We start from the raw sequence: 12519 nt of genomic DNA, 5'->3' as shown, positions 1-12519 counted from the left end.
CGCAAGGTTTTACGGGTATATACCCGCTTATAGTCGTATCAATTCAAGCCAGCTGGTTCAGCAAACGCACCAGTTCATCCCGCTGCCCTGCCCCCAGCCGCTCCACCAGTTCGGCCTGTGCCTGTTCCCAGGCTGGATGGGCAGCGCGCAGCAGTTGGGTACCGGCCTCGGTCAGCAGCACCACGCGGTTGCGCTGATCGTCACCATCAGCCAAGGCCACCAGCCCTTCAGCCTCCAGCACCCGCAGGTTGCGGCCCAGGGTACTACGCTCCAGGCCCATGGCCTCTGCCAGGGTGGTGATACTGGGGCGATCGAGGCGCTGCAGATGACGCAACAGGGAAAACTGGGCGACATTGACCCCGAAGCCGGCAAGGGCCTCGTCGTAATGCCGGCTCACCCCACGGGCGGCACGACGCAGATGGGTGCAGATGCATTCACTGGTCAACATGGATACGTGTATATACCCGCGTCATGTGTGTTGCAAGAGATTACCGACGCCCCTCAGCCCTAATGCCTGTCAGATAGCGTTAATGGGACTGCTACGCATCCCATCGCCGGCAAGCCAGCTCCCACAGGTACAGCGTTGCTCTCGAGGTTGTCGCTGTACCTGTGGGAGCGGCCTCGTGTCGCGAAAGGGCCGCAACGCGGCCCCAGGAATGATGCGCAACAGTTGAAATTGCTGGGGCTGCTTTGCAGCCCTTTCGCGACACAAGGCCGCTCCTACAGGGATTGCGCAATTCCTGAGTTCTGCGCATACCTGTGGGAGCTGGCTTGCCGGCGATGGGCCGCAAAGCGGCTCCCAATTACTTAACCCGGTTCAAGCGCCGGCGAATCGGCTCGAACTCTACTGTAGCCTTGCGCGCCAGCGGGTCTGGAGCGCCCTGCTCGATTGCCTGCCAATAGCGCCACGGCACCTTGGCCGAGCCCAGTTCGTAGTCCATGCCGTCCCAGTTATCTTCACAGAAGCTGTAGAAGGCCCAGTGCAACCGGTGGCGATCCAGCACGCTGAGCACGTCTTCCAGGTATTGCCGGCAGCCCGGCAGCCTGCGCATGCAGCCGAACTCGCCCACCACCAACCGCGAGCGGGGCACGTTCATGGCCGCGGCCCAGTCCAGCGGCTGGCGCAGGTATTGCGCCACACGCTGGCCATCCCACTGCTGCGTCTGCCCCGCGAACGGTGCCGGGCCGGGATAGGCGATGGGTTGCTTGCGCGTCATGTTCGGTGCACTGGTCACCAGATAGGGCTCGTACATGTGCACGCTGTACAGCACCCGCTGGTCTTCCAGAGGTGCCGGCCAGTAACCGAAGGCGTCGGCGGCGGCGAACCAGCCGGCATCGAGCATGACCGGCGTGTCCGCGTCCTCCTCGCGAATGGCCGCTATCAACTGCCGATACAGGGCCGGCAGATCACGCGCACTCCCCTGCTGCCGTGCATACCACTGCTGCATTTGCCCAGGGTCGGCATGCTCGGCCAGGCCACCTTGCTTCTCCGGGGCGGGCTCGTTGACCAGGTTGTAAGCGGCGATGGCCGGGTGACCTTTCAGCTCACGCGCCAGATCCCGCCAGAAGGCCGCAGCCTGCAACCAGTAGCGTTTGTCCTGCCAGAGGCGGTCGTCGAACTGGCCCTGGTTGTTTTGCGACCAGCGCATGCCGGGTAGCGAGAGCGGTGCGATGACCACCTTGAGGCCGGCCTTATGGGCGCGGTCGAGGGTGGCTCGCAGCGTGGCCAGGTCGGCCGCAGGCAGGCCTTGGTAGGCATCGGCATCGCCGAGGAGGAAGTCGCGTTCCGCCGGCTGCCATTTGTCGTAGGACAGCCGCACCCAGGTCGCGCCATAACCGCTCAAGGCGTCGAAGTAGGCTTGATCAGGCGGCAGCCGGTTGAAGCTGTTGCCACCGTGGCGGGGGGTGTTCCAGAAAGCCATGAGATCGGCTGCCATGGCAGCAGGCCCCATGGCCAACAAAAACGCAGCGAGAATGACATGACGCATGGTGCCGACACTCCTCGACAGTTTGCGGGAGGGGCAAGCATACGCCAGTGAAAAGATGCCGGTTCTTGCTGAGTTTTTTCAGGAATTTACCGACACGTTTGGCTCAGAAACACCCTACAGAAACATCCTGCTTGCGCGGTCACTTGTAGGAGCGGCCTTGTGTCGCGAAAGGGCTGCAAAGCAGCCCCGGCAATTTATGGATTAACGCTGAAATCGTGGGGCTGCTTTGCAGCCCTTTCGCGACACAAGGCCGCTCCTACAGGGTCCAGAGCAAGGCTCAGAGGCCCAGCGCCAACCCCAGCACCACGGCCAGTTCGAGCAACTCGAGCATTGCACCAGCGGTATCGCCGGTAGTTCCGCCCAAGCGCCGGCACATCAGTTGTCGCAACCAGGCAAACACCGCCAACGCCAGCACCACGACCCACCCGCCCAGGACCAGGCAAAAAAGCACACAGCCCAGCAGCACCCAGCCGGCCGCATGCCGGGGCAGGTGCTCGGCCAGCGCTTGGCCCAAACCGCCCTGCCGTACATAAGGCGTACTCAGGAACAACCCGAGCATCGCCGCCCGCCCGATCAATGGTGCCAGTAACAACTGCGCGCCAATGCCCTGCTCGACCAGCACCCACAAGGCGCAGAACTTCAACAACAGCACCAGCACCAGGGTGACCACGGCAATCGGCCCGCTACGCGGGTCTTTCATGATCAGCAGGGTGCGTTCGCGGTCACCGAAACCACCCAGCCAAGCGTCGGCGCTGTCCGCCAGGCCATCCAGATGCAAGGCGCCACTGAGCAACACCCACAACGTCAGCAGCAGGGCCGCGTGCAGCGGTGCCGGTGTACCCTCCAGCAAGTGGCTGGCCAGCCACAGCAACAGGCCGAACAGCAACCCGACCAGCGGGTAGCAGAGCAGCGAGCGCCCCACCTCGCGCGGCGCCGGCATGCCCGGCAGACTTACCGGCAGGCTGCTGAGAAACTGCAAGGCAATCCACAACGGCAACATTTCAGCGCCCCTCGACCAACTGGCCGTCGTCACCCGGCACCAGTCGCATCAGCGCAGCGTGGCCGACTTCGACCTGCAGCAACTGCGCCCTCGGCAAACCACGGGCACGGGCCAGCAGCAGCCGCATCACGCCGCCATGGGTGACCAGCAGCACACGCTTGCCAGCATGCTGATGGCTCAGGCGCTCGACAGCCGCCAGCACACGCTCGGCGAACGCCTCGACCGGCTCGCCATTGGGCGGTGTAAACGCGTAAGGGTCCGCCCAGAAGCGCCCCAGCGCGTCCGCCTGGTCTTCCATGATCTGCGCCGCACTACGGCCTTCCCAGTCGCCAAAATGCAGTTCCTGCAACGCCGCTTCGCGCTGTACCGGTAGGTTCAGCCGCTCGCCCAGTTCCTCGGCAAAACGCGCACAGCGCTGCAGCGGCGAACTGACCAGCACCTCCCACGGGCCGGCTTCGGCCACGGCGCCACGCATCTGCGCCCAGCCCTTGTCGGTCAAGGCATCATCAAGGCTGCCACGCAGGCCGCCCTGTTCCGTTTCGCCATGGCGCAGCAGGTCGAGGATCATGCCGGGCGGTCCGCCACCGCAGCCTCGGCGAAGGTCGCCATCTGCCCGTGCAGCGCACAGGCCAGGCGTAACAGCGGCACGGCGAGGGCAGCCCCACTGCCCTCGCCCAGGCGCAGGCCCAGGGCCAGCAACGGCTCGGCCTGCAACGCGTCGAGCAAGGCTTTGTGCCCAGGCTCTGCGCCTTGGTGGGCGAACAGCAACCAGGCCCGGCACTGCGGGTTGAGGCGCACCGCCAGCAGCGCGGCGACGCTGCAGATGAAGCCGTCCACCAGCACCGCGATACCCGCCTGCGCGCAGCCGATGTAGGCACCGGCCAGGGCCGCGATCTCGAAACCACCGACACAGCCCAGTGCCGGCAATGGATCGTTGGCGCTCAGGCCATGCAGGCTCAGCGCCCGTTCGATGACCTCGGCCTTGTGCCGCACCCCGGCGTGGTCCAGGCCGGTACCCGGGCCACTCAACTCAGCCGGCGGGCAACCCAGCAAGACGCTGGCCAGGGCAGCGGCAGCCGTGGTGTTGCCAATACCCATCTCGCCACCGATGAACAGCTGCGCGCCCTGTTCGGCGGCGCGCAGGGCACTATCGCGGCCAGCCTGCAAGGCGGCCTGCAGCTGGCCCTCGGTCATCGCTGGCTGGCGGGCGAAGTTGGCGGTACCGGCGCCCAGGCGCAGATGGCGCACGCCAGGCAGTTCCAGGTGCGGGTCGATGGTGCCCAGGTCGACCACTTCCAGGCTTGCTTGCAGCTGGCGCGCCAGCACGCTGATTGCCGCGCCACCACCGACGAAGTTGCGCAGCATCTGCCCGGTCACCGTTTGCGGGTAGGCCGAGATGCCTTCCTCGACCACGCCGTGGTCACCGGCAAAAATGCTGATTGCGGCGTTATCCAAGGTCGGCCGTTCACACCCCTGCAGACCGGCCAGCTGAATGGCCAAACCTTCCAGTTGGCCCAGCGAACCGGCAGGTTTGGTCAGCTGCTGCTGACGGGCGCGGGCCTGGTCCATGGCGGCGTTGTCGAGGGATTGGCAGGCGTCACGCCACCAGGCTTGGGTCATAGTGCAGGTCCTTTGAGCATTAGGGGCAGGCCGGCCACGGTCAGCACCACGCGCTGACAGCGTTCGGCCACAGCCTGGTGCAGCCAGCCGGCCAGGTCGACATAGCGCCGGGTCAGCTCACCCATGGGCACGACGCCCAGGCCGGTTTCGTTACTGACGAGGATGACCGTGCCCGGCAACTGTTCCAGGCAGGCCAGCAGCGCATCACGCTCCTCGGTCAGGCGCTGGTCGTCTTCGAGCATCAGCAGGTTGGTCAGCCACAGGGTCAGGCAATCCACCAGCAGGCAGCGCCCTTCGGCCGCTTCGGCGCGCAGTACCGCGGCCAGGGCCAGGGGCTCTTCGATCAACCCCCAGTCATCAGGGCGACGCTGGCGGTGCAGCAGCACGCGTTCGTTCATTTCACCATCCAGCGGCTGGCTGGTGGCGATATAGGTCACCGGCAGGCCGCTGGCGCTGGCCAGCTGTTCGGCCAGGCGGCTCTTGCCCGAGCGGGCGCCACCGAGGATCAGGTTGAGCATGTCAGGCCACCCCACAGAGCTCGCGCAGGCGCGCGGTGTCCAGGTGCTTTTCCACCAGGTCGGCCAGGCGCTCGATATCGCGTTCGCGCAGGGCCTGGTAATCGACGGCCTGCACATCATCCAGCCCAGCCCAGCGCAGCAGCGCCGCGCACGACTGGCTGCCTTCGAACAGGCCGTGCAGGTAGGTGGCAAGTATCTGGCCATCAGCGCTGACAGCACCATCGCAACGGCCATCGGCAAGTTGCACGGCTGGCTGCTCCAGGGCAGGCCCCGTGGTGACGCCGGCATGAATTTCATACCCGGCAACCGGGACTGCTTCCAGGTTCAGCGTGCCGGCAACGTTGCGCAGTTGCTTCTCGGCTTCGAGCACCGTGGCGTAATCGAGCAGGCCAAGCCCCGGGCTGGAGCCGGCGGCCCCTTCGAGACCAAGCGGGTCATGCACTTCGCGGCCCAACATCTGCAGGCCACCGCAGATCCCGATCAGCTTGCCGCCATAGCGCAGGTGCCGGTCGATGGCCTTGTCCCAACCGCGCTCACGCAGTTGCGCCAAGTCGCCGCGCACACTCTTGGAACCCGGCAGGATGATCAGGTCGGCGGCCGGGATCGGCTGGCCCGGGCCGATGAACTGCAGGTCCACCTGGGGGTGCAGGCGCAGTGGGTCGAAGTCTGTGTGGTTACTGATACGCGGCAGCACCGGGACGATCACCTTGAGCACGCGCTCGGTCTTCGCCCCCTGGCGCACATCAATGCCGTCTTCGGCTTCCAGATGCAGATCGGTGACATACGGCAGCACGCCCAGCACCGGCTTGCCGGTGCGCTGCTCCAGCCAGTCCAGCCCCGGCTGCAGCAAGGCGATGTCGCCGCGGAAGCGGTTGATGACAAAGCCCTTTACCCGCGCCTGCTCACTGGGCGACAGCAGTTCCAGGGTGCCGACCAGATGGGCGAACACACCACCACGATTGATGTCGGCAACCAGGATCACCGGGCAGTCCACCGCTTCGGCAAAGCCCATGTTGGCAATGTCACCGGCACGCAGGTTGATCTCCGCTGGCGAGCCCGCACCTTCGACCATGACCACCGGCCAGGCAGCACTCAGGCGCTGGTGCGAAGCCAGCACCGCCTGCATGGCGATGGCCTTGTAGTCGTGGTAGGCCACCGCGTTCATGCTGGTGACGGCACGGCCATGGATGATCACCTGGGCGCCGGTGTCGCTGTTGGGCTTGAGCAGCACCGGGTTCATGTCGGTATGCGGCTGCAGCCGGCAGGCCTGGGCCTGCACCGCCTGGGCCCGGCCGATTTCACCGCCGTCGGCGGTCACCGCGCTGTTCAGCGCCATGTTCTGTGGCTTGAACGGCACCACACCGACGCCCTGGCGCAACAGCCAGCGGCACAGTGCGGTCACCAGCGTGCTCTTGCCGGCGTCGGAGGTGGTGCCTTGCACCATGAGGGTGGTCATGCCGTTTCCTTCTGATAGGCCGCCAGGGCCTGGGCCAGGCGCTGTTCGTCCGCCGCATGGGCAGGCAGCCCAAGGCGTACCGCCGGCGGGTGCTCGAACAGCCGCACCAGGATGCCGCGGCAGGCAAGAAAGTCATGCAGTTGCGCAGCGTGCTCGCTGCGTACGTACTGGAACAGGTCGCAACCACCGCTGGGTGCCAGGCCGGCGCTGCGCAGCAGCATAGCCAGCCGCTGGCTGGCGGCAGCGCAGCGTTCGACCTGCACACGCTGGGCGGCGTGGTCGGCCAGGCTGGCCTGGGCCAGCACCCGGGTAGGGCCATTGACGGTCCACGGCCCAAGCAACTCGGCCAGGCGCAGCAGCAGGCTGCGTTCGGCGGCAACGAATCCCAGGCGCACGCCGGCCAGGCCGAAGAACTTGCCGAACGAGCGCAGCACGATCAGCCCCGGGCGCTCGGCACAATCGACCACGCCATCCGCCGGGGTGTTGTCCATGAACGCTTCGTCGACCAGCAGCCAACCACCGCGGGCGGCCAGGCGCGCATGCCAATCCAGCAGGCGTTCACGCGGCACCCGGCGGCCGGTGGGGTTGTTGGGGTTGACCAGCACCAGTACGTCGAGGCTGTCGAGCGTCGCCTCGACCTGCGCTTCGTCCAGCTCCAGCAACTGGTGCCCCGCCCGTTGCCAGGCGTATGGGTGCTCGGCATAGCAAGGCGTCAACACCCCTACCCGGCCGGCTGCGCGCAACAGCGGCAAAGCCTGGATCGCGGCCTGGGAACCGGCCACCGCCAGCAACTGGCGGGCGCCGTAATACGCACGCGCGGCGTCCTCCAGGCCGTCCTCGGTCTCCGGCAGGCGGGCCCAGGCCTCCATGGGAATCGGTGGAATCGGGAAAGGCCATGGCGCAATGCCGCTGGACAGGTCGAGCCACTGCTCGCGGGCGATGCCGTATTGCCGTACCGCCCGCAGCAGGCGGCCTCCGTGTTCAAGCATTGATATAGGCCCCCAGGCAGATCACCAGCAGCCACAGCCATACGCCGCGCTGCACCAGGCCCCAGCCGCGCTCGATGGCGTCGGCGTCAGCCATTGGCCCGTCACCCAGGCGTGGCCGCTCATGCAGCTCGCCGTGGTAAACCGCCGGGCCACCGAGTTCCACCCCTAACGCACCAGCACCGGCGGCCATCACCGGCCCGGCATTGGGGCTGTCCCACAGCGGGCCCTGCTTGCGCCAGCAGGCCAGGGCCAGGCGGGTCTTGCCCAGCAGCGCGTAGGTCAACGCCACCAGCCTGGCGGGAATATAGTTGAGCACATCGTCGACGCGCGCCGCGCACCAGCCGAAGCGTTCGAAGCGCTCGTTGCGGTAGCCCCACATGGCGTCCAGGGTGTTGCTCAGGCGGTACAGCACCACGCCCGGCGCACCGGCGACCACAAACCAGAACAGCGCCGCGAATACCGCATCGCTGCCATTCTCCAGTACCGATTCGGTGGCCGCCCGGGCCACCGCAGGTTCGTCCAGTTCGCGGGTTTCGCGGCTGACCAGGTAGCCCACACGGCGCCGCGCTTCTTGCAGGTCACCCTGGCGCAAGGCACTGGCCACCGGCAACACGTGTTCGCCCAGGCTGCGCAGCCCGACGGCGCAGTACAGCGCCAGCACGTCGACCAGCCAGCCGATGTACGGCAGCCAAGACAGGATCAGTGCCACCAGGGTAAGCGGCACCACGGCCAGGAACCATGCGCTCACCCCGTGGCTGCGCCAGCCGCGCCCACCGGCATTCAGGCGGCGCTCGAGGTTACTGGCCATGTTGCCGAAGGCTACCAGCGGATGGCGCCGCTGCGGTTCGCCCAGCAAGGCATCCAGGGCCACCCCGGCCACGGTCAGCAAGGCCACGCTCATTGGCGCTCTCCCCATTGGTTCTCAAAGAGCATTTCACTCAAGGGCCGTTCCTCGGCCCAGTTTTCCAGCACCAGCATCGGTGCCGGGTAGAACTCGGTCACCGGCCCCAGGCACAGCACCGCGACCGGCTTGGCCCCGGCCGGCATGCCCAGCAGCGCCGCCAGCGCCTGCGGGTCGAACAGCGACACCCAGCCCATGCCCAGGCCTTCGCCACGGGCTGCCAGCCACAGGTTCTGGATGGCGCAGGCCAGCGAGGCCAGGTCCATTTCCGGCAGGGTGCGGCGGCCGAAGATATGCGGCTCGCGGTTGTCCATCAGGGCGGCCACCAGCAACTCGGCGCAGTCATTGATGCCCTCCACCTTCAGTTTCATGAAGGCGTCGGAGCGTTCGCCCAAGGCTTCGGCGGTACGCACCCGCTCTGCTTCCACCAAGGCCTGGATGCGCGCACGCAGGTCTCGCTGGGTGATGCGGATGAAACGCCAGGGCTGCATCAGCCCGACGCTGGGCGCCTGGTGCGCGGCAGCCAACAGGCGGCCCAGCAGTTCCGGGGCTACCTCGCCACCGGCGAAATGGCGCATGTCACGGCGCTCGCCGATAGCCCGGTAGATCGCGGCGCGCTCGGCGTCGCTGTAGGCGTGTTCGCTCATGGTCGCAACAGCGCCGCCGCCGCATCCGGGTTGGAGGGGAAGTAGAAATGCACGTAGGAAGCCGTCAGCCGACCCAGGCGGTACACCGCTTCGTTGCCACGCCCGCCGTTGGGGCTCAGGCCACGTGCGATCGGCTCCAGTGCGGTACTGGTCAGCGAATGGTGATAGGTGTGACCGCGCAGGGTGCCTTCAGGCAGTTCCACCGCCTGCAAGGCCAAGGCAGCCAGGCGCTTCTGCATGGTCGCTTCGCCCGGCAGCAGTCCGAGCAGCTCGGCACGCTCGCCGGCCACGTCGGTCAGGGCATCGAGCAGATACAGCATGCCGCCGCACTCGGCCAGCAACGGTTTGCCCTGGGCGTGATGGGCACGGATCGCCTCGTTCATCGGCGCATTGCCGGCCAGGGCGTGGTGGTGCAGTTCGGGATAACCGCCCGGCAGGTACAGGCTGTCCACTGCCGGCAGTTCGCGGTCATGCAGCGGCGAGAAGAACTCCAGCTGTGCGCCCAGGTTGCGCAGCAGGTCGAGGTTGGCGCCATAGGTGAAGGCGAAGGCCTCGTCCCGCGCCACGCCAATGCGCACACCGGCCAACGAAGCATTACTGGCTTGCGGCTCGGGTTCGGCAAAGGTCACTGGCGGCGGCAAGGCAGCATCGCAACTGGCGCCAAGCGCCTCGGCAGCGGCATCCAGGCGCGCATCCAGGTCGTTCAGCTCGCTGGCCTGGACCAGCCCCAGGTGGCGGCTGGGCAGCTCGATACCGCGCTCGCGGGACAAGCCGCCATACCAGCGCAGGCCCTCGGTCAGGCTACCTTCCAGCAGTTGCGCGTGGCGCAGGCTGCCGACCCGGTTGGCCAACACACCGGCAAACGGCAGGTCCGCCTGGTAGCGTGCAAGGCCCAGGGCCAGCGCGCCGAAGGTCTGGGCCATGGCCGTGCCGTCGATCACCGCCAGCACCGGCACGCCGAAGTGGCGCGCCAGGTCGGCGCTGGACGGCGTGCCGTCGAACAGCCCCATCACCCCTTCGATCAGGATCAGGTCGGCCTCACCGGCGGCTTCCCACAGCAGGCGGCGGCTTTCCTCGGCGCCGATCATCCACAGGTCGAGCTGGTACACCGGCGCGCCGCTGGCTCGCTCGAGGATCATCGGGTCGAGAAAGTCGGGCCCGCACTTGAACACCCGCACCTTGCGCCCGAGGTTGCGGTGCAGGCGGGCCAGGGCGGCGGTGACGGTGGTCTTGCCCTGGCCAGAGGCCGGTGCCGCGATCAGCACGGCGGGGCAATGGCGCGGCTGGCTCACAGTTCCACGCCCTTCTGTGCACGGATGCCGGCCTGGAAGGCGTGCTTGAGCATGCCCATCTCGGTCACGGTGTCGGCCAGCTCGATCATCTCGGGTTTCGCGGCACGGCCAGTGACGATCACATGCTGCATCGGTGGGCGGGCCTGGATGTCGGACAGCACCTGGTCAAGGTCGAGGTAGCCGTGCTTGAGGGCGATGTTCAGTTCATCGAGCACCACGAACTGCACGCTAGGGTCTTGCAGCAACTGGCGCGACACGGCCCAGGCCGTTTCGGCGGCGGCAATGTCGCGCTGGCGGTCCTGGGTTTCCCAGGTAAAGCCCTCGCCCATCACGTGGTAGCGCACCTGCTCGGGGAAGCGGCGGAAGAACAGCTCTTCGCCGGTGCTGTTACGGCCCTTGATGAACTGCACCACACCGCACTGCATGCCATGGCCCAGGGCGCGCGCGAGCATACCGAAGGCCGAGCTGCTCTTGCCCTTGCCATTACCGGTCAGCACCAGCAGCAGGCCGCATTCGTTGGGGGAATTGGCGATGCGTTCGTCGATGATCGCCTTCTTGCGCTGCATGCGCGCCAGGTGGCGTTCGTCGCGTTCGGTGGATTCGCTCATCAGGGTTCTCCGCTGGCTGGCGCCACGGCAACGCGCGGCGACAGGTAAAAGGCGGGCAGACGGAGAACGCGCAGGGGCCGTGGCCGTACGCCACGGTGCACCGCGCATCACCCTCCGTGATGCCGTTGGCAGTATCAGGCCGGTCTCCGGGCTTGTGAGCGGGCCTTGGCCCAGGCCTGCGCGCCTTCCCGGGTGCTGGCACCCAGTGGCCCTGCGCGGCCGCGACTCACCTACCGTTGCGGGGGCAGCGCCGGAATCGCGCCATGCTGGCACCCACCGGCTTCCCAGTTTCACCCTGCCCAGTCGGGGCTGGCAGGGCACCTGAAACACGCGCGAAGGTTAGAGGGTTGCACCGGGAGCGTCAATCGAAGCGGGCCGCTTTGCAGTCGAACAGGCACCGCCCGGGTAATGGCCAATTCACCTGGTTGTGCCACACTGAATACAGTGATATCACATAGCCATCACTTTCAGCTGAACGCGATCACAACGATAACAGGAGAGCGCAGCATGCGAGGCCAGATCATCAACAACCCGCGCCTGGAGTTTCTCGCCCCGGTGCTGGAGCGCTGGGGCGACTGTATCGACCGCTTCAACCAGTTTGCCGGCGATGCCGAAGCACCTTACTGGCATGGCGCCGCCGCCAATACCGGGCTGCTTGCCGCAGCGGCGTGGCAGGCCGAACTGGCGGCGCTGCAGCAGTTTGCCGGCAAGAAGCAGCGCGACGAAGGCGAACACGAAGGGCGCTGCGACCTGTCGATCAGTAGTGCCGATGAAGCGCTGTACCTCAGTGTCAGCCAGCGCTGGCCAAGAATCGCTCGGCTGGACATGGCCGACGCCCTGCAGCAGACCGCTGCCCTGGCGCGCCAGGTGGCCTACCCCAGCCAGTTGAAAGCAGGGGCGCTGTTCATCAGCCCGTGGAAGGCTGGCCAGCATGCCAGCCCCGAGGAACTGCAGGACCTGGTCGACGATCTGCAGAAACATACCGCCTGTGCCATCGCCTGGTACTTCCCGTATGCATACCGCAAGTTGCACAACGAGCTGGGGCAGTATTTCCCGGGGGTGGCGTTGTTGCTCAAGCAGGCTTGAAGCAACTTCGGCTCGGGCCGGGGCCGGAACGCGTTAGCAAGCGCGACGTGGTTTCTGTGGGAGCGGGCGTGCCCGCGAAGAATCCAACGCAGTGGCTGGCACCGGCTGCGCCGGTGTTCGCGGGCGCGCCCGCTCCCACAGAGCCCCATTTAAGTCTCCTGTCGTAGTGAAGCGAGCCACCGCAGGTGCCCCAAGCACAGCCATCATGAGGAGCCAATCCCGATTACTGGTACACGGCTGCGGTTTCTGACGATTTATGCTCTCGCACTTGTACTTGACTCGCACTTGCTCTTGCTCTTGCTCTTGCTCTTGCTCTTGCTCTTGCTCTTGATCTTGATCTTGATCTTGATCTTGATCTTGATCTTGATCTTGATCTTGATCTTGATCTTGATCTTGATCTTGATCTTGATCTTG

Annotated in this window: 13 protein-coding genes and 1 riboswitch; of the genes, 1 reads left to right on the top strand and 12 read right to left on the bottom strand. The window is 66.3% G+C overall.

Annotation, left to right across the window (positions count from 1 at the left end):
• Nucleotides 1–43: 43 nt before the first annotated feature.
• The 12 genes from ABIB24_RS13130 to cobO form a co-directional block, all read right to left on the bottom strand.
• On the bottom strand, nucleotides 44–448 hold the full coding sequence (locus ABIB24_RS13130) for a MarR family winged helix-turn-helix transcriptional regulator (RefSeq protein ID WP_025338032.1): 405 nt from the start codon (nucleotides 446–448) through the stop codon (nucleotides 44–46).
• A gap of 355 nt (nucleotides 449–803) precedes the next feature.
• A complete protein-coding gene (locus ABIB24_RS13125; protein WP_354316687.1) occupies nucleotides 804–1922 on the bottom strand; it encodes a glycoside hydrolase family 5 protein in 1119 nt (372 codons plus the stop codon).
• Nucleotides 1923–2265: 343 nt separating this feature from the next.
• Nucleotides 2266–2988: an adenosylcobinamide-GDP ribazoletransferase gene (locus ABIB24_RS13120; RefSeq protein WP_354316571.1), complete on the bottom strand. Its 723-nt coding sequence runs from the start codon at nucleotides 2986–2988 to the stop codon at nucleotides 2266–2268.
• Between the two features lies 1 nt (nucleotide 2989).
• Nucleotides 2990–3556 carry a histidine phosphatase family protein gene (locus ABIB24_RS13115; RefSeq protein ID WP_025338028.1) on the bottom strand — a complete coding sequence of 189 codons (567 nt, stop codon included), beginning with the start codon at nucleotides 3554–3556 and terminating at the stop codon, nucleotides 2990–2992.
• Nucleotides 3553–4608: a nicotinate-nucleotide--dimethylbenzimidazole phosphoribosyltransferase gene (gene cobT / locus ABIB24_RS13110; RefSeq protein ID WP_354316570.1), complete on the bottom strand. Its 1056-nt coding sequence runs from the start codon at nucleotides 4606–4608 to the stop codon at nucleotides 3553–3555. Before cobT ends, ABIB24_RS13115 begins: the two co-directional genes overlap by 4 nt.
• Entirely contained in the window at nucleotides 4605–5126 is a 522-nt protein-coding gene (gene cobU / locus ABIB24_RS13105; RefSeq protein WP_039615361.1) for a bifunctional adenosylcobinamide kinase/adenosylcobinamide-phosphate guanylyltransferase, read from the bottom strand. Before cobU ends, cobT begins: the two co-directional genes overlap by 4 nt.
• 1 nt (nucleotide 5127) lies before the next feature.
• Nucleotides 5128–6582: a cobyric acid synthase gene (locus ABIB24_RS13100; RefSeq protein WP_354316569.1), complete on the bottom strand. Its 1455-nt coding sequence runs from the start codon at nucleotides 6580–6582 to the stop codon at nucleotides 5128–5130.
• Nucleotides 6579–7571, bottom strand: coding sequence for a threonine-phosphate decarboxylase CobD (gene cobD / locus ABIB24_RS13095; protein ID WP_286919239.1), 993 nt, complete (start codon nucleotides 7569–7571; stop codon nucleotides 6579–6581). Before cobD ends, ABIB24_RS13100 begins: the two co-directional genes overlap by 4 nt.
• On the bottom strand, nucleotides 7564–8472 hold the full coding sequence (cbiB, locus tag ABIB24_RS13090; RefSeq protein WP_015269245.1) for an adenosylcobinamide-phosphate synthase CbiB: 909 nt from the start codon (nucleotides 8470–8472) through the stop codon (nucleotides 7564–7566). Before cbiB ends, cobD begins: the two co-directional genes overlap by 8 nt.
• Nucleotides 8469–9119, bottom strand: a complete 651-nt coding sequence (gene bluB, locus ABIB24_RS13085; protein WP_085593449.1) for a 5,6-dimethylbenzimidazole synthase — start codon at nucleotides 9117–9119, stop codon at nucleotides 8469–8471. Before bluB ends, cbiB begins: the two co-directional genes overlap by 4 nt.
• Complete coding sequence (locus ABIB24_RS13080; protein WP_354316567.1) at nucleotides 9116–10411, bottom strand: cobyrinic acid a,c-diamide synthase CobB; 1296 nt, start codon at nucleotides 10409–10411, stop codon at nucleotides 9116–9118. The genes bluB and ABIB24_RS13080 overlap by 4 nt, the downstream gene beginning before the upstream one ends.
• On the bottom strand, nucleotides 10408–11019 hold the full coding sequence (cobO, locus tag ABIB24_RS13075) for a cob(I)yrinic acid a,c-diamide adenosyltransferase (RefSeq protein ID WP_274079970.1): 612 nt from the start codon (nucleotides 11017–11019) through the stop codon (nucleotides 10408–10410). The genes ABIB24_RS13080 and cobO overlap by 4 nt, the downstream gene beginning before the upstream one ends.
• A 120-nt stretch (nucleotides 11020–11139) precedes the next feature.
• Nucleotides 11140–11359: riboswitch (cobalamin riboswitch) on the bottom strand.
• A gap of 167 nt (nucleotides 11360–11526) precedes the next feature.
• On the opposite strand from cobO, the gene ABIB24_RS13070 reads away from it, so the two are divergent.
• The gene (locus tag ABIB24_RS13070) at nucleotides 11527–12105 is read left to right on the top strand and encodes a hypothetical protein (RefSeq protein WP_025338022.1); all 579 of its coding nucleotides are present in this window, start codon (nucleotides 11527–11529) and stop codon (nucleotides 12103–12105) included.
• Nucleotides 12106–12519 lie beyond the last annotated feature (414 nt).

Source organism: Pseudomonas sp. UYEF17, from assembly GCF_040546125.1.
GTDB classification, from domain to species: domain Bacteria; phylum Pseudomonadota; class Gammaproteobacteria; order Pseudomonadales; family Pseudomonadaceae; genus Aquipseudomonas; species Aquipseudomonas putida_Z.
Note: the sequence above shows the minus strand (reverse complement) of the source record. Positions and strands in the feature narration are given on the sequence as shown.

Bases quoted from the DNA above. Each gene is read 5' to 3' on its own strand.
- ABIB24_RS13130 (WP_025338032.1), bottom strand. From the start codon at position 448: ATGTTGACCAGTGAATGCATCTGCACCCATCTGCGTCGTGCCGCCCGT.
- ABIB24_RS13125 (WP_354316687.1), bottom strand. From the start codon at position 1,922: ATGGCTTTCTGGAACACCCCCCGCCACGGTGGCAACAGCTTCAACCGG.
- ABIB24_RS13120 (WP_354316571.1), bottom strand. From the start codon at position 2,988: ATGTTGCCGTTGTGGATTGCCTTGCAGTTTCTCAGCAGCCTGCCGGTA.
- ABIB24_RS13115 (WP_025338028.1), bottom strand. From the start codon at position 3,556: ATGATCCTCGACCTGCTGCGCCATGGCGAAACGGAACAGGGCGGCCTG.
- cobT (WP_354316570.1), bottom strand. From the start codon at position 4,608: ATGACCCAAGCCTGGTGGCGTGACGCCTGCCAATCCCTCGACAACGCC.
- cobU (WP_039615361.1), bottom strand. From the start codon at position 5,126: ATGCTCAACCTGATCCTCGGTGGCGCCCGCTCGGGCAAGAGCCGCCTG.
- ABIB24_RS13100 (WP_354316569.1), bottom strand. From the start codon at position 6,582: ATGACCACCCTCATGGTGCAAGGCACCACCTCCGACGCCGGCAAGAGC.
- cobD (WP_286919239.1), bottom strand. From the start codon at position 7,571: ATGCTTGAACACGGAGGCCGCCTGCTGCGGGCGGTACGGCAATACGGC.
- cbiB (WP_015269245.1), bottom strand. From the start codon at position 8,472: ATGAGCGTGGCCTTGCTGACCGTGGCCGGGGTGGCCCTGGATGCCTTG.
- bluB (WP_085593449.1), bottom strand. From the start codon at position 9,119: ATGAGCGAACACGCCTACAGCGACGCCGAGCGCGCCGCGATCTACCGG.
- cobO (WP_274079970.1), bottom strand. From the start codon at position 11,019: ATGAGCGAATCCACCGAACGCGACGAACGCCACCTGGCGCGCATGCAG.
- ABIB24_RS13070 (WP_025338022.1), top strand. From the start codon at position 11,527: ATGCGAGGCCAGATCATCAACAACCCGCGCCTGGAGTTTCTCGCCCCG.